The sequence below is a fragment of the Elusimicrobiota bacterium genome (assembly GCA_016721625.1).
Classification (GTDB): Bacteria; Elusimicrobiota; Elusimicrobia; order FEN-1173; family FEN-1173; genus JADKHR01.
In genome coordinates this window covers 826,080-843,931 of sequence record JADKHR010000001.1, presented here as the reverse complement: position 1 = coordinate 843,931, position 17,852 = coordinate 826,080, and the positions used below count along the sequence as shown (strand labels likewise).

Below are 17,852 nucleotides of genomic sequence, written 5' to 3'. Positions count from 1 at the left end.
GCTGACGGTGGAAAATATTTTCCAACCCTCGGGACGGATCTGATGGAGGGGGAAACGCCCGTCGTTGTGGCCGGGGCGGGGTTGGCCGGCCTTTCCTGCGCCTATCATCTCCGGGGGCCCAAGATTATTTTTGACCGGGAGCGGCGGCCCGGTGGCACCGCCCGTTCGGTTTCGGTGGGCGGTTTCACCTTCGACTTCACGGGGCACCTCCTCCATCTTCACGATCCCGCCACGCGTTCTTTGGTCCGACGACTCCTTCGCGGAAACTGGGTGGAGTGCGAACGGAAGGCCTGGATCCATTCCCACGGGGTGGAGACCCCCTACCCTTTCCAAGCCAACCTCCACGGTCTGCCCGCCCGCGTGGTGGGGGAGTGCGTGGAAGGCGTGCGCGAGGCCCGTCGGGATTATGGAGAAAAACCGCTGGAAGGCGCGGGGGCGATTTCTTTCCGCGAGTGGTGCCTCCGGCTCTTCGGAGCCGGCATTTCCCGCCATTTCATGATTCCCTACAACGAAAAACTCTGGGGCGTGTCCGCCGATCGAATGACGCCGGACTGGTGCGGCCGCTTCGTCCCCGTTCCAACCCTGGCCGAGGTCGAGTCCGGCGCGCGGCGGGTCCACCGGAAACGGTTCGGTTATAACACCACCTTCCTCTATCCTCGCCGCGGCGGCATCCAAGCCTTGGCCGAGGCGTTCGCGCGAAAAATCCCGGAACTGAAACTGGGCGTTTCCCTGGAGGCGGTGGAGTGGCGGAACCGCCGGGTCGCGCTTTCCAGCGGGGAGACCGTGCCCTATCGGCGCCTCGTCTCCACGCTTCCTCTCCCGGAACTCCTGAAACGGCTGGAACCCTTTCCGGAGGAACTGCGGGGCGCGGTGAAACGCCTCCGCTGGAGCACGGTGATGTGCGTGAACGTCGGGGTCGCCCGGCCGAACATTTCGAAAGCTTCGTGGATCTATTTTCCGGAAAAGAAATACCCCTTCTACCGCGCCGGTTTCCCTATGAATTTCACCCCCCACGTGGTTCCCCGCGGGTGTTCGTCCATGTACGTGGAGGTCTCCTATCGCCCCGGGACGGAGCCCGCGGATGACGGGGGACGCGAACGGTTGTTCGGCGACATCCGCCGGGGCCTTATCCAGGCCGGCCTCCTTCGGCACTCCGATACGTTTCCCGTGGTCCATTTTGCGCCTCTCCGCTACGCTTACGTGATCTATGACGAGCATCGTTCCGCGGCGTTGGGCGAGATTTTTACTTGGTTGGAACGGAACGCGGGCGCGGTGTCCATCGGCCGTTACGGCGGATGGAAATATTCGTTCATGGAAGAGGCCATTTTGGACGGCCGACGTGCGGCCGAGGAAACCGATCGGGGGCTTGGCTCTCGGGAGGGGGGCGGGGCATGACGGTTCGTTCGCCCCGCTCCATGACGCGATACGCTTCCCTGGCCCACGGGGTACTGCTTTCCCTGGTGCTGGTCTTGCCTTTGATGCGGGCGGCCTGGGACCAGTGGGCGCAAACCTCCGTCCACCTGGTTTGGTCGTTCCTGATCCTTTTGGGATCGCTCCTGATTCTCCTTGGGCGCTCCGGCGATTTCCAGCGGGTCGATTCGGCGTTTCAAAAATGGGGTCCGCTCTGGGCGGTCTTTCTGGGGGCGGGCCTCCTCTCCGCTCTCCGGAGCGGGTTCCCCCATAGCGCTCTTCCGTCCGTTTTGAACGATGCGCCGCTCTTCGCCTTCTGGGCGGTGGGAATTGGGTCCTCCTCCCATCGTCGGGGGCTTTACGCGAGGGCTCTGGCCGGAGCGGGAATCTTAGCCGTCCTCAGCGCGCTTTTGGGCGGCGTCGGCGCGGTGGTCCCCTGGGCGGGCCTGCTTTTGAATACCAATATTTTGGCCGCTCTGACTCTCCTCACGGGACCCCTGGCCGTCCAATGGTGGCTACGGTCCGAAGAGGGGGGGCGGGCGCGTTGGCTCTGGGCCATGGGTTTTGGCGCGCTCTTGACGGGTCTCCTGTTAAGCCGGTCCTTGGTGGGGTATGGAACGGCGTTCCTTCAGGCGGCGCTGGCCCTGGGTCTTTTCCGGGGGCGGGGGGGGAAAGCCTTTCGAAGAATTTTCTGGCCCCTCGCCGCGGCGGGCCTGCTGGTCGCGCTGGCGGGGCTTTTTTTCGCCCGGGCCGATTGGCCGAAACTTTTCCACGGCGATGCCGATCGATGGACCTGGTGGTGGACGGCGCTCCGGGCTTTTTCCTCCCATCCTTGGCTGGGGGTGGGGCCAGGGGCTTTCGCCGAGGCCTATCCCGCTTTTCGCGCCGCTCCCTGGGGTTTGAATAGCCTTTATGCCCACAACTTCGTCCTGGAATTTTTGGCCGAGCGGGGCCTCTTGGGGGCGGGCGCGCTTTTTCTATTGATGGGGACTTTCTTGGTTCGTGCCCGGCGTACGGTTTCGGGAGGGGCGGGACTTTTTCTTGGGCTGACCGGGTTTTGTGTTTATAATCTTTTTCACATCGGGTTCTCTTTCCCGGCTCTTCTCTGGCTGTTTTTTTTGGCGGCGGGACTCGCGGGGCCGGAAGAAGACCTTCCCGCGGTTTCTCTTTCGGGAACCCGGCGGCGGGCCCTGGCCCTTTCAGCGGCGGCCCTCGGGATCCTCTTGGCGGGCTCCTCCGCCGCGCTTTTTCGGTCGGAGCAGTTCTTGGGTTTCGCCCGGGCGGCCGTTCAAGAAGAGCAATGGGGACCCGCGCGGGAGTGGGTGGATCGGGGTTTGCGTTGGAACCGTTGGAACCCGGAACTGTTCGAACTCCGCGCGGCCCTTCGACTGAAATCCCAAGACTGGGAGGGCGCCTCCGCCGACCTGGCGCGAGCGGTGGCGTTGGCTTCGGCCAGCGCCGGTTTGCGCGTGGAATCGGCGGAATTGGCCCTGGAGGGCGGAGACGCGGATCGGGCTTTGCGGGAGTATGAGACGGCCACGCGGCTCCTGCCGCTGAAGGCTTCCTCTTGGGAACGGCGGGGGGATCTCCTGGCGGGGCGGGGCCAAAAGGAAGAAGCGCGTCGGTCTTACGCCGGCGCGCTCCGCGCCTTGAGCGATCCGCGCGTTCTGGCCGGCGATCCGACCCGACGGGCGGCGGCCGCCCGGCGGGTGGAAGAGAAGGCAAAACGCTTGAACGATGTTCCGAAAAATTAAAGTCGTCCACATCGTCACCCAGCTTGAATTGGGGGGCGCCCAACAGAACACTCTGGCCACCGTCACGGGGTTGGACCGGACGCGGTACGCCCCCGTGCTTTTCTGCGGGCAGGGCGCCGTCCTGGACCCGGCCGCCCGGAACGGCAATTTCCCGGTGCGCTTCATTCGGGGCCTCGTCCGCCCCGTTTCGCCCTGGCGGGACCTGGTGGCGTTGGTGGATCTTTATCGGGGTTTGCGGAAGGAAAAACCCGACATCGTCCATACGCATTCCTCCAAAGCCGGGGTTCTCGGCCGGATCGCGGCCGTGCTGGCGGAAGTCCCGGTCATCGTCCACACTTTTCATGGGTTTGGTTTCACTCCGGGGCAGAACGCCATCGTTCGGGGGACGTTCGTCCTCCTGGAGCGGATCTTGGCGCCGTGGACCACCGTTTTAATCGCCGTTTCCAGCGCGAACCGGGAGGAGGCCCTCTCCCGCGGCATCGGCCGTCCCAGCCAGTACCGGTTGATCCGGAGCGGGGTGCCGCTGGACGATTACCGGACCCTCGTCCACCGGGGAGACACTCCCGTGGATTTGCCCTTCCTTCCCAGCGAAAAAGTGGTGACGACGATCGGGCCGTTCAAACCCCAGAAAAACCTCTTCGATTTCATTCGCGCCGCCCAGATCGTGGCGGCGCGCCGGGACGACGTCCGTTTCCTGATCGTGGGGGACGGGCGCGGTCGGGCGGAGATCGAGCGGGAGATCCGCTCGCGAAACCTGGGGCCCGGGTGGTCCTGGCCGGTTGGCGAAGGGACATCGCCCCCATCCTGGCCCGCACGGATCTTTTTTGCATGACCTCCCTGTGGGAGGGGTTGCCGCGCTCTCTGGTGGAGGCCATGGCCTCCGGAATTCCCTGTGTCGTCAACGCGGTGGACGGTTGCAAGGACGTGATCCAGGACGGGAGGAACGGTTTTCTGATCAACCCGGGCCACCCCCAGGCCACCGCCGACCGCCTGCTCCGTTTGCTGGAGGACGAGGCCATGGCCCGCCGCATGGGCGCCCGCGCGCGGGCGTCCATCGGCTCGGAATTCGATATCAACGTCATGGTTCGGGAACAGGAAAAACTCTACGCCCGGTTGTCTCCCGCGGCCGGCTGGCCGCCCCAAACGTCCGGCGGCGGTTGACACCCGCTTCCCAATCCCCTACAATTCTCAAGATTTTATGGATCTCACCCGCAAATTTCGGGTGAGATGGATCTTTGGGGGGGGCGGACGATGAAACTGCGCATCCGGGACATCGTGCGTGATGGGCCCATCGATTTGGAAGAGGCCATTCCCTCCGCCCGCCTGCCCCTGGAAACGCCGGACCGGCCCGAACTGATGGGGCCCGTCCAGGCCCGAATGCGGGCCGAGATACAGGACGGCGCCGCGTGGGCCTGGGTGGTGGCCCGCGCTCGGGTCTCCATCGCCTGCGCCCGATGCCTGGAACGGTACGTCTTGGAGGTGGAGCCCGCCTTCGATGTGGAAGCGCCCACCGACCAGGAGTATCTGGATGTGGACGATGATGTTCGGCAACAGCTTTTGCTGTCCCTCCCGCCCCAGCCTCTGTGTCGGCCGGAATGCAAGGGACTCTGTTCCGGGTGCGGTAAAAATTTAAACGCGGGACCCTGCGGGTGCCCGCCCCAGGATTCTCACCCGGGTTTTCAGGCGTTGAAAATTTGAAACTTAACTAAGGACACCCAGCCCCTATGGCCAACCCAAAGAAAAACATTCCCCCGCCCGGCGCGACAGCCGGCGGGCCTCTAACTTCAAGCTGGAGTTCGGTTCGCTCTCCCGCTGTTCCAATTGCGGGGCCGCGCGCCCGCCTCACCGCGTCTGCGCCGCCTGCGGGTTCTACGGCAAGGAACTTGTTCTGGCCCCCAAGGCCCCCAAGAAAAAGGACGAGGGAAAATAAGTTTTGTTTCGTTTCCCTTTCCCATGACCATCCGCATCGCCCTGGACGCCATGGGAGGCGACCGGGGGCTTCCCATCAACATCGAAGGCGCGCTCCTGGCGAAGAAAGAGCTGGAGCACGAGATCATTCTCGTGGGCGACCGGGGCATGATCGAGCAGGAACTCGCCCATCACGGCGCCGTGGGCCAGTTTTTGATCCAACACGCTCCGACGGTGATCGGCATGCACGAAAAGCCGGCGGAGGCCTGCCGTGCGAAAAAAGACTCCACCATCATGCAGTGCGCCGAGTTGGTGTCCCAGGGCAAGGCCGAGGCGCTGATTTCCGCGGGCAATTCCGGCGCGACCATGGCGGCCAGCCTGTGGCACCTCCGGCGATTGCCCGGGGTTTCCCGCCCGGCCATCGCCGCCATTTTTCCGACCCTGGTGGGGCACGCCGTGATCCTGGACGTGGGCGCCAATGTGGACTGCAAGCCCAAAAACCTCGTTCAATTCGCCGTCATGGGGTCGATTTATTCCCGCGCGGTGTTCGGCATTCCGAACCCCCGCGTCGGTCTCTTGACCATCGGGGAAGAAGAAGGAAAAGGCAACGAGTTAACCCTGGAAACCCACCCCTTGCTCCGGGCCAGCGGTTTGAACTATTTGGGGCATGTGGAAGGGCGCGACATCCCGGCGGGCGTGGCGGACGTCTTTGTCTGCGACGGGTTCGTGGGCAATGTCCTGTTGAAGTTCGGGGAGGGCTTGGCCGCCGCTGTTTTGAAACTCATCAAAAACGAGGTTCGTAAACATCCCTTGGCTGTTTTTGGAAAGTATCTATTGAAGGGAGCCTTCAAGGAACTGATCAAGAAGACGGATCCCGCGGAACACGGCGGGGCGCCGCTTTTGGGGGTGAACGGGGTGGCGTTGATTTCCCACGGAGGGGCCGACGCGGTGTCGATTAAGAACGCGGTGCGGACCGCCGCGGCCTTCGTCGAAAGCGGCATCAACCGCCAAATTTCGGACCAGCTTCACGACCAGGCTCCTCCAGCCGCTGCGGTTCGGGTGCCCGTTTAATATGTTCGGCCTTAAATTTCTTTCCACGGGAGCGGGAATGCCCGACCGCATCCTGACCAACGCGGATCTCTGCAAGATCGTGGACACCTCCGACGAGTGGATCACGGAACGCACCGGGATCAAAGAACGCCGGATCGCCGCGGCCGACGAAGCGACCTCGGATCTGGCGGCGCGGGCCGCCCGCCAAGCGTTGGAACGGGCCAAGCTCCGGCCCGACCAGTTGGACGCGATCATTGTCGCCACCTGCACGCCGGACCATCTGGTGCCGTCCACGGCCTGTCTGGTGCAAAAAGCCCTGGGCGCTCCGCCCTGCATCGCTTTCGATGTGTCGGCGGCCTGTTCGGGCTTCATTTACGGCTTGGCGGTGGTGCAGGGGCTGATCGCCACCGGCGTCGTAAAAACCGCGCTCCTGATCGGGGCCGACACCCTCTCCCGAATCACGGATTGGACGGACCGGGGAACCTGCGTGTTGTTCGGCGACGGGGCGGGGGCCGTGATTGTCCAGGCCCAAGAGGGTCCCTCGGACCTTCTCTCGCTTCATCTCTCGGCCGACGGGGCGGTCGGAGATATTTTGTCCGTTCCCGGCGGCGGCTCCCGCCATCCCTTGGGGGCCCCCGGCGCGGCCAAGGCGTTTCCTCCCTACCTTCGGATGGAAGGCAAAGAAGTGTTCAAACACGCGGTGACTCGCATGGTGGAAGCCGCCTTCGCGGCTTTAAAAAAAGCCGGTCTCACTCCCGCGGATTTGACGCTCATGATCCCCCATCAGGCCAATCTCCGAATCATCGACGCGGTGGCTAAGCGCGTGAACATCCCGAACGACCGGATTTTTCGGAACGTCAACAAATACGGCAACATGTCCGCCGCGACAACGATCGTCGCCTTGGACGAAGCCATTTCCGCCGGGCAGGTGAAACGGGGGGACCTGGTGGAATTGATCGCTTTCGGCGCGGGATTGACCTGGGGCGCGGCGGTACTGCGATGGGGATGAAAACCGCCTTCGTTTTCCCCGGGCAGGGGTCTCAATCGGTGGGAATGGGAAAGGACCTCCACGACCATTTCCCGGCGGCCCGAGCGATCTTTGAGCGCGCGGAGGCGAAACTGGGGCGGGACTATCTCGACGTTTTTTTGAACGGGCCCGAGGAAAAACTGCGGCAAACCCGTTTCACCCAGGTGTCTCTTTTCATCGTCTCTTTGGCGGCGTACGAGGTGCTGAAGAACGGCGGACCCCGCCCGGACGTCATGGCGGGGCACAGTCTGGGGGAATATTCGGCGCTCTGCGCGGCGGGCGCTTTCGATTTCGAAACCGGGCTGGACCTGGTGAAAGCCCGGGGCGAATTTTTGGGTGAAGCGGGGGAACAGGCCTCCGGGACCATGGCGGCGATCATCGGTTTGGAACGCGCCGTGGTGGAAGACCTTTGCCGACGAGCCTCGGAACGGGGCGTTTGCCAGGCGGTCAATTTCAATTGCCCGGGACAAATTGTGATTGCGGGATCGGTGGAGGCCGTGGAAGAAGCGGTTCGGCTCGCCCAGGCGGCGGGTTCCCCCAAATCGCTTCGCCTGAATGTATCCGGGGCCTTTCATTCTTCGCTCATGCATCCCGCGGCGGAACGGATGGCCGCGGTGCTGGCGGGGGCTCGGATCGTTCGTCCCGCCGTTCCCATCGTGGCCAACGTGGACGCCGGGCTGACCACGGATCCCGACGAGATCCGAAAAAAGCTGGTGCAACAGATCGACCACGCGGTCCTCTGGGAGGACACCCTCCGATTCATGATCGGCGCGGGGGTCGAAACGTTCATTGAGGTGGGCCCCGGCCGCGTCCTCTCGGGCCTTCTGCGGAGGACCGATAAGACGCGAAAATTTTCTAATATAGAGGACAAGAAATCGGCGGAGGCGCTCCTTTCCGCGCCTTCCGTTTCTTCTTGAAAGGATGATCCCATGAGACTCAAAGACCAAACAGCCCTCATTACCGGCGGCGCCCAAGGCATCGGCCGGGCCATCGCCGAGACCTTCGCCAAGGAGGGAGCCAACCTCGCCCTGTGCGATGTGAACGAGCAAGTGTGCCAGGCCACGGCGGAGGAAATCGCCAAGAAATACGGGGTCAAAACCCACGCCGCGAAAGTGAACGTGACGATTTTTGAAGAATGCGAAAAGTGGGTTCAAGCCGTCGTCGCGGCCCTGGGCCGGGTGGACGTTCTGGTCAACAACGCCGGGATCACCAAAGACAATCTCCTCATGCGCATGTCGGACGCCGAGTGGGACGCCGTTTTGGCCGTCAACCTGAAAGGGCCCTTCAACTGCACGAAGGCCGTCGTCCGCCCCATGTTCAAGGCCCAGAAGGGCCGGATCATCAACATTGCCTCCATCGTGGGGCTGATGGGGAACGCGGGGCAGGCCAACTACTCCGCTTCCAAGGGGGGGCTCGTGGCCTTTACCAAGACCTGTGCTCGGGAATTCGCGAGCCGGCAGGTGCTCGTGAACGCCATCGCTCCCGGTTTCATCCGCACCGCGATGACGGACAAACTCAGCGACGAACAAAAAAAGAAGCTCACCGACATCATTCCGTTGACGCGCCTCGGGGAAGCCCAGGACGTGGCCAACGCCGCGCTCTTTCTCGCCTCCGAGGAAAGCTCCTACATCTCCGGCCAGGTCCTTTCCGTTAACGGCGGGATGTACATGTGAGGCCTCCGCTCCCCGGCGGGGGGCGTGAGAGGCGTGGTTGAATCGTTTTGCAGGAGGGCGACGGAAGCCCAACGCGCGCGGGGCGAACCCACGCACGTTGAGCCTCCCGGCCCACATTCCGTCAGGAGGCACACGTGGCAGATGACATCGACACAAAAGTAAGGGACATCATCGTGGAGCAGTTGGGCGTCGACGCGGCGCAGGTGAAGCCGGAGGCGTCCTTTGTGAACGACCTCGGGGCCGATTCCCTCGACACCGTGGAGTTGGTGATGGCGCTGGAAGAAGCCTTCGACATGGAGATTCCCGACGAAGAGGCGGAGAAGATCCAAACCGTCACCCAAGCCGTCAACTACATTAAAGGCCACAAAAAATAGATCAACCTCCGGCCCCGAGCGGCCGATGTTGGAGCCGCTCGGGGCCGACGTTTTGGAGAATCGTTTATGTCCATGAATAAAAAGCGCATCGTCGTGACCGGTCTCGGGGTCGTGAGCCCCATTGGAATCGGTAAAGCGGCGTTTCTGGAGTCCATCAAAAACGGTCGTTCGGGTGTGGGACGGGTCAGCTATTTCGACGTGTCCACCTATCCCTGCCAGATCGACGCCGAGGTGAAGGGGTTCGACGCCGAGCGTTTCATGGACAAAAAAAAGATCAAACGCATGGATCCCTTCGCCCAGTTCGCCTTGGCCGCGGCCCGGCTGGCGGTGGAGGATGCCGCGATTGATTTCACGAAAGAGAACGTTGAACGGTGCGGGGTCATCGTGGGGTCCGGCATCGGGGGCCTCCAGACCATCGAAACCGAACACAGCGTCATCCTCGCCAAGGGGATGCGGCGGGTATCCCCTTTCCTGATCCCGATGCTGATCTCCAACATTGCCTCCGGCGAGATCGCCATCGAGTTCGGGCTGACGGGTCCCAACTATTCGGTGAGTTCGGCCTGCGCCACGGCCAACCATGCCTTGGGCGCCGCGCTCCGGCATCTTCGTTACGGCGACGCGGACGTTCTCCTGGCGGGGGGAGCCGAGGCGGCCATCACGGCCCTCGGTTATGCGGGGTTCTGCCAGGCCCGGGCCCTCACGACGGATTTTAACGACCGGCCCGAAAAGGCCTGCCGGCCTTTCGACAAGAACCGGTCGGGATTCATTATGGGGGAGGGAGCGGGGGTTTTGGTTCTGGAAACCCTGGAACACGCCCAAGCCCGGGGCGCCCATATCTACGGCGAGTTGGCCGGGTTCGGCGCCACCGACGACGCCTATCACATCACCGCCCCGTCGCCGGAAGGGAAGGCGGCCAGTCGGGCCATGCAGTTGGCCATGGAGGACGCGGGGGTTCGTCCCGAAGAGGTGGACTATATCAACGCCCACGGGACCTCCACGGAATTGAACGACAAAACCGAGACCCTGGCCTTGAAAAAAGTGTTCGGGGCCCACGCCAAAAAGCTCGCCGTTTCATCGACGAAGTCCATGACCGGCCACCTTCTCGGCGCCGCCGGCGCGGTGGAGCTAATCGCCACGCTTTTGTGCATGGAAAATGGGTTCATCCATCCCACGGTTAATTATGAGACGCCGGACCCCGAATGCGATTTGGACTACGTGCCGAACGTGGCCCGTACCGCCCAGATTCAATGCGCGCTTTCCAACTCCCTGGGGTTCGGGGGGCACAATGCCGTGGTGGTGGCCAAGCGGTTCGACGCCTAACTTTCCGCCATGCCTCGCGAAGATTCCGCGCCGCTGGAACGGGCCGCCCGGCATGTGTTCAAGACCCCGAAACTGTTGGAAGAGGCCCTCACCCACAAATCGTTCGCCATCGAGAAGGGGAGCCGGGCTTTTAATGAACGCTTGGAGTTTTTGGGGGACAGCATCCTGGCCGCCATCGTGGCCCACTACCTCTTCAAACGGTATCCGGACGAGGACGAGGGAAAACTTTCCAAGTTGAAATCCCAACTGGTTTCCCGCCCGGCCTTGGTGGCCTGGGCCCGGGAGATCCGCCTAGGCCATTACCTGTGGATGTCGGACGGGGAAGAAGCCACGGGCGGCCGCGACCGCGAGAGCTTGTTGGCCAACGCCTTCGAAGCGCTCCTCGGGGCGCTTTTCCTGGACGGCGGATTCTCCGTGGCCCAGCGTTTCATCGTCCGGTTTCTTTCCAAGAAAAAGCGCATCATCGAGACCGATTACAAAAGCAAACTTCAAGAAATCATTCAAAAGCGGTATAAAATGCCGCCTTCCTACACGCTGGAAGAACAGAAGGGTCCCGACCACAACAAAACCTTTTTCATGCGCGTGCACGTGCGCCGGCGGCTCCTGGGCGTCGGCGAAGGGCATTCCAAAAAAGAGGCGGAACAAGCGGCGGCCTGGCAGGGGCTCAAAAAGATCCGGGCCCATCGCCTGGCCCCGCGGATCGATCCCCACCACATGGCCGACGACAACACGGTGGCCAATCCGTCGCCCCGCCGCGCGTCGCGCTGAGCGCGTGAAGATTTTGTATAGTAACGCCCTGTCGCCCACACTTCAGGACCACCCGTAGAGGAGATCTTATGAACTACTTTCTGACCGAAGACCAGGACGCCATCGTCCAAACCGCCCGGGAGATCGCTGAAAAAAAGATCAAACCCGTCCGTGAAAAACACGATGCGGAGGAGAGCTTCCCCTGGGAAATCGTGGAGGAACTGCGGAAGGCGGACTTGTTCGGCGTCTATTTCCACCCCAATTACGGAGGTCTGGGCGGGGCGGGTTTTGAGCTGGTCCTGGTGGTGGAGGAACTTTCCAAAGCCTGCGGGGGCATCGCGTTGGCTCTCGCGGCGACGGCGCTCGGTGCGTTTCCTATTATCCTGTTCGGAACTCCGGAACAGAAAAAACGATGGCTTCCCGATTTGGCCAGCGGTAAACGTTTGGGCGCCTTCGCGATCACCGAACCCGAGGCGGGTTCCGACGCCACGGCGACCAAGTGCACGGCGAAAAAAGACGGGGACTTCTATGTTTTAAACGGGGTCAAGAACTTCTGCTCCAACGGCGAGGCCGCCGAGATCTACTCGGTTTTCGCCACCACGGACCCTTCTCGCGGCGCCCGCGGCATCTCCGCCTTCGTCGTGGAAAAAGGCATGAAAGGGTTCACCTTCGGTAAGAAAGAAACCAAGATGGGCATCCGCGCCAGCTACACCTACGAGCTCGTTTTCGACAACTGCCGGGTGCCGGCCTCCCAAATGCTGGGCAAGGAAGGGTTCGGGTTGTTCGTGGCCCAGGCCACCTTCGACATTTCCCGGCCCGGCGTGGCCGCCCAGGCCTTGGGCATCGGGACCGGGGCCATGAACGAAGCCCTGGCCTATGCCAAGGTTCGCCGGCAATTCGGCCAGTCCGTCCTTTCCTTCCCCACGTCCCAACACATGGTGGCCGACATGGCCACGAACCTGGAAGCCGCCCGGGCGCTTCTTTACTCCGTGACGCGCGCCATGGACGTGGACATGAAGGCCGCCGTCGAGGCTTCCGAGAAGTCCGGCAAGACGGTCTACGAGGAAATGAAAAAGGTATCCTCCTCCCGCTGGACGAAATATTCCGGCATGGTGAAACTATTTTGCTCGGACACGTCGTTTTGGGTGGCGGACAGCGCCATCCAGTTGTGCGGCGGCATCGGGTACATGCGGGACTTCCCCGTTGAGAAGTTCCTGCGGGACGCGAAGATCACCCAAATCTACGAGGGCACGAACCAAATTCAGCGCAACGAGATCGGCATGATGATCACCAAAGAACTTGCGGCCAAACCCGCCTAACGGGTTGCATCGGCCGACCGCGGATTGTAAAATAGAGCGCACCTCCACTTAACCGTCTGGAAAGAGAACCCATGGGCCTCCACATCGTCGTTTGCATCAAGCAGACACCCGCCACTTCGAACATTCAAATCGATCCGGTCACGGGCACGTTGAAGCGGGAAGGCATGGCCGCCGCCATCAACCCGTTCGACGAATATGGTATTGAGGAGGCCGTTCGGATCAAAGAACGCGTGCCGGGAACCACCGTGTCCGTTCTGACCATGGGGCCGCCCCAGGCGGAGGAATCTCTCCGCGAGGCCATCGCCCGGGGAGCGGACCAAGCCTTCCATCTCACCAGCCGGGCTTTCGCCGGGGCCGACACCTGGGCCACCTCCTACACCCTGTTCAAAGGCATCGAAAAGATCATGAAGGAGAAGGGACCCGTCCATTTAGTGATCTGCGGCAAGCAGACCAACGACGGCGACACCGGGCACGTGGGACCCGGCATCGGCGCCTGGTTGGATTGGCCCAACGTCGCCTATGTCAAAAAGGTGGAGTCCATCGACGATAAAAAGATCGTGGTCCACCGCCTGATGGAGGACGGGGTGGATGTTTTGGAAATGGATCTCCCCGCGGTGATCGCCGTGGTCAAAGAGATCAACGAGCCCCGGGTGTCGTCGCTTCGGGGCAAGATGGCCGCCAAGAAAGCCGTGATCCCCAAATGGAACGAGGACGACATCGAGGCCGACAAGAAATGCATCGGTCTCGGGGGCTCCCCCACCGTCGTCGCCAAATCGTTCAACCCGCCCCCGCGGAAAGGCGGGGTCTCCATCGCCGGGGCCACGCCCCAGGACAAGGCCAAGGCCTTGGTCGACAAACTCCAAGAGATGAAACTCATTTAACCATGCCCAATACTATTTTCGTCACGAAAGACCGTTGCACCGGTGCACCTCCTGCGCAAAGGTTTGTCCCGTGTCCTGCATCGACATGGTGGATCGCGTCAAGGAGGCGGGAGTCCCTTGGCGGAAGCTCGCCGTCATCGACGAGGCCAAGTGCATCTTCTGCAACGCCTGCGTCGAAGCCTGCGACAAGCTGGGCGAGAAATCAAAAAACAAGAACGTCTTCCACGCCATTACGATGATGAAGGAAAAAGTGGAGGGCAAAACCACGGTGGACGCCGCGTTGTATAAAAACGTCTGGATTTACGCGGAAATGCGGCACGGTAAGCTAGTTCCCACGGCCTTTGAACTGCTGGGCCTGGCGAGGACCCTCGCGGGGACCTTGGGCGAAAAGGTGGCCGCCGTGTTGATCGGTCAAAATGTGGGCTCCCAGGCCCAGGAACTGATCGAGCACGGGGCCGACATCGTCTATGTGGTGGACCACCCTTCCCTTGCCAATTTCGTCGATGAACTTTACACCCAGGCCCTCACGGACCTGATTTTGAAGGAGAAGCCAAACAAGCTATTGCTTCCGGCCTCCACCATCGGTCGTTCTTTCGGTTCCCGGGTGGCCATTACGGCCAACACCGGCATCACGGCGGACGCCACCGAATTGGCCATCGACCCCGCCACGCGCATGCTCCACGCGACGCGGCCGTCTTTCGGCGGCAACCTGATGGCGACGATTTTGTGCGAGAAGCACCGGCCCGAGATGGCGACGGTACGACCCATGGCGTTCCCCCGCTCGCCCCGAGAACCGGGACGCACGGGGAGCGTGGTGACGGTGCCGGTGGACCCGTCGAAGTGGAAACAACGCACCCGCTTTGTGCGCTTCGAAGCCGAAAAGGGAGAGGCCCAAGACATCACGGCCGCGGAAGTGATCGTGGCCGGGGGCCGCGGCGTTGGGAGCGAGGAAGGATTTAAGCCCCTGGAAGCCCTCGCCAACGAATTGAAAGGGGCCGTGGGCGCCAGCCGGGCCGCGGTGGACGCGGGTTGGATCCCTTACCGGCACCAAGTCGGTCTGACGGGCCGCACGGTCCGTCCAAAACTTTACGTGGCCGCCGGTATCTCCGGCCAGATCCAGCACTTGGCCGGCATGAGTTCCAGCGAGGTCATTATTTCCATCAACAAAGACGGCGAATCTTCCATGAACAAAATGGCCACCCTCTCCATCGAGGGAGACCTCTTTGAGATCATCCCCGCCATCACCGCCGAAATCAAAAAACGCCGGGGTCATTAAGGGGGCCGCTCATGAAAAAACAAACATTCCTTTTCCTGGCGTCGCTCGCCTTTTTATCGGGGTGCGGGTATAACACGTTCCAAACGACGGATGAAACCATCCAATCGTCTTGGGCGGAGGTCGTCAACCAATATCAGCGGCGGACGGACTTGATCCCTAATTTAGTCAGCACGGTCAAGGGGTTCGCCAAACAGGAGAAAGACGTTTTGTTGGGCGTCACGGAAGCCCGGTCCCGCGTGGGCGGCCTTCAAGTGACCCCGGAAACGCTGAACGATCCCCAGGCTTTCGCCAAATTTCAATCGACTCAAGGGGAACTTTCAGGGGCGCTTCAGCGCCTCTTGGTCGTGACCGAGAACTATCCCCAGCTCAAATCCGATCGGAATTTCCAGGATCTCCAAGCCCAACTGGAGGGCACGGAAAACAGGATCACCGTGGCTCGGGGCCGTTACATCGCCGCGGTTCAGGAATATAACCTCACCGTTCGTCGATTTCCCACCAACCTGACGGCGAAAATGTTCGGCTACAAGGTGAAACCGAACTTTACCGTGGAAAACGAAAAAGCCATTTCCACTCCTCCCGTCGTTGACTTCGGCGGGCCGTCCGACCGATAATCCCTCCCTCGCCTTCTCGTTCCGGTGGGGGAACCTCCATGAGAACCGTTTCCCGGGTCGTCCTCTTCCTCCTCGGTCTCGTATCCGTCGGCCCATGGCTGGCGGCCGAAATGCCGATCCCGATCCTCCACCGACGCGTCACGGATCTGACCGGGACCCTTTCCTCTGTTCAACAGGACGATCTCGAAAACACTCTGGCGGACTTCGAGCGGAAGAAGGGTTCCCAGGTGGCAGTTCTCATCGTTCCCACCACCCAGCCTGAAACCATCGAACAATACTCCATCCGGGTCGCCAGTCAATGGAAACTCGGCCGCAAAGGCGTCGATGACGGCGCCCTTCTTCTGGTGGCCAAGGAGGATCGCGCCCTCCGCATCGAAGTCGGCTACGGGCTCGAGGGCGTTCTCCCCGACGCCATCTGCAAACGCATCATCGAGGAATTCATGGTCCCCTTATTTAAAGGAGGGGACTTCGCCGGAGGCATTCAGGCTGGCGTGGCGAAAATTTTGGGGATCGTCCAAGGCGAGCCGTTGCCTCCGCCCCCGGCGGCCGATTCCGGCGGTTTTCACCTTTTGGATGGGTTCGGGATTTTCGTTTTGTTCGGAGTGGTTGTTTTGTTGCCGAGATTATTTGGGGGACCTTTTATCGGGTCGGGGCGGGGCGGTTGGACGTCCGGCGGCGGGTCCGGGGGCGGCCTGGGCGGTGGGGGGGGATTTGGCGGCGGAGGCGGCGGGTTCGGCGGGGGAGGCGCTTCGGGGCGATGGTGAACATCCGGCGTTGGGTTAAACACTTTTTCCATCCGCCCTGGGCCCTCCGGCATCGTTTTTCCAAGGGGGTGTTGAAGGTCTTGGGGGAGGCCATTCGGAGCTCGGAAAAAAAACACGCGGGGGAGATTCGGTTTGTGGTCGAGGCGACCCTTCCATTTCGTCCGTTGGCCGCCGGTCAGTCTCCCCGGGAGCGGGCGGTGGATTTATTCTCCCGCCTTCGGGTCTGGGACACCGAGCACAACAACGGGGTTTTGATTTATGTGCTCTTGGCCGACCGGGACGTGGAAATATTGGCCGATCGAGGCCTGAACAAAAGAATCTCTCCGGCGGAATGGGAGTCGGTGTGCCGGTCCATGGAAGCTCATTTTCGAAAAGGGGATTTCGAAAACGGATCCCTGGCCGGAATCGACGGGGCCACCCAACTCCTCGCCCGGCATTTCCCACCCCAGGGCGCCCATCCCAACGAACTCCCCGATACTCCCGCCATTCTCTAAAAAAAGGCCCGGGAACGGAACATCCCCGGGCCTTTTCAGTTGAAAAAACGAACGAGTCTTTACGACACCCGGGCCACGCGCACCGAGAGCCGGTAGGACGCCCAGAGGACGGTGACGGCGATGGCGCTGAAGACGAGGAGCGTGGGCAGATTGATGGCGCCGTAGTGGGTGGCGGCCAGCATGCCGAAGAGCATGGGGCCCGAAAGGAACGTGTTGACCCGGGAAAAGAGGGCCGCCCGAGCGCGGATGGCGGGAAGGAATTCCGGCGCGGCTTTGGGCACGCCCAGGCCGAAAAGCTTTTTCTGGGCGGGCCAGATCACGAACCAAACGTTGAACCACATGATGGACGCCAAGAGCATCCCGATCAAGATCCACCAGGCTCGGCCGGTGACCCCCTCCAAGTTCGTAAAGAGGTCCGTGGGCCCCCAGATGCCGGGCTGATACATGTAGACGATGGTGAAGAGCGTCCAGCCGGAAAGGAACGTCACCATGGCTCCCCAGCGGAACCACCAGAGGGCCCGGGGGATCAACTGCGGGTTGACGATTTTCTTGGTGGCGTCGTCCAGCGTGGCCTGGAGTTGAAGGTTGACGAAGTTGAAGAAGTACAGATGGCCGATCCAAACGATGCCGGCGAAAACGTGAATCCAACGCATGAAGAGGTTGAAGTTGCTAAAGAAGTCAGTCAGGGCCATAGGGTCTCCTAATATATTATAAAGTGGTAATAATTTAATATTTTAGTGAGGAAATTGCAACCATGACAAAACTGGCGACGCTCTGTTACCTGAAACGCGGCGGAAAAACGCTCATGATGCACCGCGTCAAAAACCCCAAGGACATCCATTTCCGGAAATGGAACGGGCTGGGCGGTAAATTTTTTCCCGGGGAAACGCCCGAGGAATGCGTGATCCGCGAAGTCCGCGAGGAAAGCGGTCTCCGCCTGACGCGCCCGGAATGGAAAGGCTTCTTGACGTTTCCAGGGTTCGACGGGGAGGACGATTGGTATGTCTTCGTCTTTGTGGCCCGGCGTTTTTCCGGGAAACTCCGGCCCTGTTCCGAAGGCGATCTCGCCTGGGTTCCGGACCGACAACTCCCGCATCTCCCGCTGTGGGAAGGAGACCGCCTTTTCATGAAATGGCTGGCCGGCCGGAGGTTTTTTTCTGGAAAGTTCGTCTACAAGAATCTTCGGCTGAAATCCCACGGGGTCCATTTATACCCGATCCGTTGATCGTCGAAGCCCCGGCGGC

Annotated in this window: 20 protein-coding genes and 1 pseudogene; 20 read left to right on the top strand and 1 reads right to left on the bottom strand. The window is 61.6% G+C overall.

The window, feature by feature from the left end; genetic code table 11:
- The first annotated feature begins 42 nt into the window (after nt 1–42).
- The 19 genes and pseudogenes from IPP35_03660 to IPP35_03570 all read left to right on the top strand — a co-directional run bounded on the left by IPP35_03660 (nt 43) and on the right by IPP35_03570 (nt 16,608).
- Nucleotides 43–1,395 carry an FAD-dependent oxidoreductase gene (locus IPP35_03660; protein MBL0058205.1) on the top strand — a complete coding sequence of 451 codons (1,353 nt, stop codon included), beginning with the start codon at nt 43–45 and terminating at the stop codon, nt 1,393–1,395.
- Complete coding sequence (locus IPP35_03655; protein ID MBL0058204.1) at nt 1,392–3,164, top strand: O-antigen ligase family protein; 1,773 nt, start codon at nt 1,392–1,394, stop codon at nt 3,162–3,164. The genes IPP35_03660 and IPP35_03655 overlap by 4 nt, the downstream gene beginning before the upstream one ends.
- On the top strand, nt 3,148–3,996 hold the full coding sequence (locus tag IPP35_03650; protein ID MBL0058203.1) for a glycosyltransferase: 849 nt from the start codon (nt 3,148–3,150) through the stop codon (nt 3,994–3,996). The genes IPP35_03655 and IPP35_03650 overlap by 17 nt, the downstream gene beginning before the upstream one ends.
- A complete protein-coding gene (locus IPP35_03645; protein MBL0058202.1) occupies nt 3,930–4,325 on the top strand; it encodes a glycosyltransferase in 396 nt (131 codons plus the stop codon). Before IPP35_03650 ends, IPP35_03645 begins: the two co-directional genes overlap by 67 nt.
- Nucleotides 4,326–4,415: 90 nt before the next feature.
- Nucleotides 4,416–4,862, top strand: coding sequence for a DUF177 domain-containing protein (locus IPP35_03640; GenBank protein ID MBL0058201.1), 447 nt, complete (start codon nt 4,416–4,418; stop codon nt 4,860–4,862).
- Between the two features lie 34 nt (nt 4,863–4,896).
- Nucleotides 4,897–5,094 (top strand): annotated as a pseudogene (gene rpmF / locus IPP35_03635) (50S ribosomal protein L32).
- Between the two features lie 29 nt (nt 5,095–5,123).
- Entirely contained in the window at nt 5,124–6,143 is a 1,020-nt protein-coding gene (plsX, locus tag IPP35_03630; protein ID MBL0058200.1) for a phosphate acyltransferase PlsX, read from the top strand.
- Between the two features lies 1 nt (nt 6,144).
- Nucleotides 6,145–7,131 carry a ketoacyl-ACP synthase III gene (locus tag IPP35_03625; protein ID MBL0058199.1) on the top strand — a complete coding sequence of 329 codons (987 nt, stop codon included), beginning with the start codon at nt 6,145–6,147 and terminating at the stop codon, nt 7,129–7,131.
- Nucleotides 7,128–8,066, top strand: coding sequence for an ACP S-malonyltransferase (gene fabD / locus IPP35_03620; GenBank protein ID MBL0058198.1), 939 nt, complete (start codon nt 7,128–7,130; stop codon nt 8,064–8,066). The genes IPP35_03625 and fabD overlap by 4 nt, the downstream gene beginning before the upstream one ends.
- A 12-nt stretch (nt 8,067–8,078) precedes the next feature.
- Entirely contained in the window at nt 8,079–8,822 is a 744-nt protein-coding gene (gene fabG / locus IPP35_03615) for a 3-oxoacyl-[acyl-carrier-protein] reductase (protein MBL0058197.1), read from the top strand.
- 146 nt (nt 8,823–8,968) lie between these two features.
- A complete protein-coding gene (gene acpP / locus IPP35_03610; protein MBL0058196.1) occupies nt 8,969–9,196 on the top strand; it encodes an acyl carrier protein in 228 nt (75 codons plus the stop codon).
- 66 nt (nt 9,197–9,262) lie between these two features.
- Complete coding sequence (fabF, locus tag IPP35_03605; GenBank protein ID MBL0058195.1) at nt 9,263–10,516, top strand: beta-ketoacyl-ACP synthase II; 1,254 nt, start codon at nt 9,263–9,265, stop codon at nt 10,514–10,516.
- Nucleotides 10,517–10,525: 9 nt separating this feature from the next.
- Entirely contained in the window at nt 10,526–11,284 is a 759-nt protein-coding gene (gene rnc, locus IPP35_03600) for a ribonuclease III (protein MBL0058194.1), read from the top strand.
- A gap of 68 nt (nt 11,285–11,352) precedes the next feature.
- Nucleotides 11,353–12,582, top strand: a complete 1,230-nt coding sequence (locus tag IPP35_03595; GenBank protein MBL0058193.1) for an acyl-CoA dehydrogenase family protein — start codon at nt 11,353–11,355, stop codon at nt 12,580–12,582.
- A gap of 71 nt (nt 12,583–12,653) precedes the next feature.
- Nucleotides 12,654–13,463, top strand: a complete 810-nt coding sequence (locus IPP35_03590; protein MBL0058192.1) for an electron transfer flavoprotein subunit beta/FixA family protein — start codon at nt 12,654–12,656, stop codon at nt 13,461–13,463.
- A gap of 70 nt (nt 13,464–13,533) precedes the next feature.
- A complete protein-coding gene (locus IPP35_03585) occupies nt 13,534–14,739 on the top strand; it encodes an electron transfer flavoprotein subunit alpha (GenBank protein MBL0058191.1) in 1,206 nt (401 codons plus the stop codon).
- Between the two features lie 11 nt (nt 14,740–14,750).
- Entirely contained in the window at nt 14,751–15,350 is a 600-nt protein-coding gene (locus IPP35_03580) for a LemA family protein (GenBank protein ID MBL0058190.1), read from the top strand.
- Nucleotides 15,351–15,388: 38 nt separating this feature from the next.
- Nucleotides 15,389–16,114, top strand: a complete 726-nt coding sequence (locus tag IPP35_03575) for a YgcG family protein (protein MBL0058189.1) — start codon at nt 15,389–15,391, stop codon at nt 16,112–16,114.
- A complete protein-coding gene (locus tag IPP35_03570) occupies nt 16,108–16,608 on the top strand; it encodes a TPM domain-containing protein (protein ID MBL0058188.1) in 501 nt (166 codons plus the stop codon). Before IPP35_03575 ends, IPP35_03570 begins: the two co-directional genes overlap by 7 nt.
- 59 nt (nt 16,609–16,667) lie before the next feature.
- On the opposite strand, the gene IPP35_03565 is transcribed toward IPP35_03570, so the two are convergent.
- A complete protein-coding gene (locus IPP35_03565) occupies nt 16,668–17,300 on the bottom strand; it encodes a urate hydroxylase PuuD (protein ID MBL0058187.1) in 633 nt (210 codons plus the stop codon).
- 62 nt (nt 17,301–17,362) lie between these two features.
- Between IPP35_03565 and IPP35_03560 the strand changes: the two genes are divergently transcribed.
- A complete protein-coding gene (locus IPP35_03560) occupies nt 17,363–17,833 on the top strand; it encodes an 8-oxo-dGTP diphosphatase (protein MBL0058186.1) in 471 nt (156 codons plus the stop codon).
- The last annotated feature ends 19 nt before the right edge of the window (nt 17,834–17,852 follow it).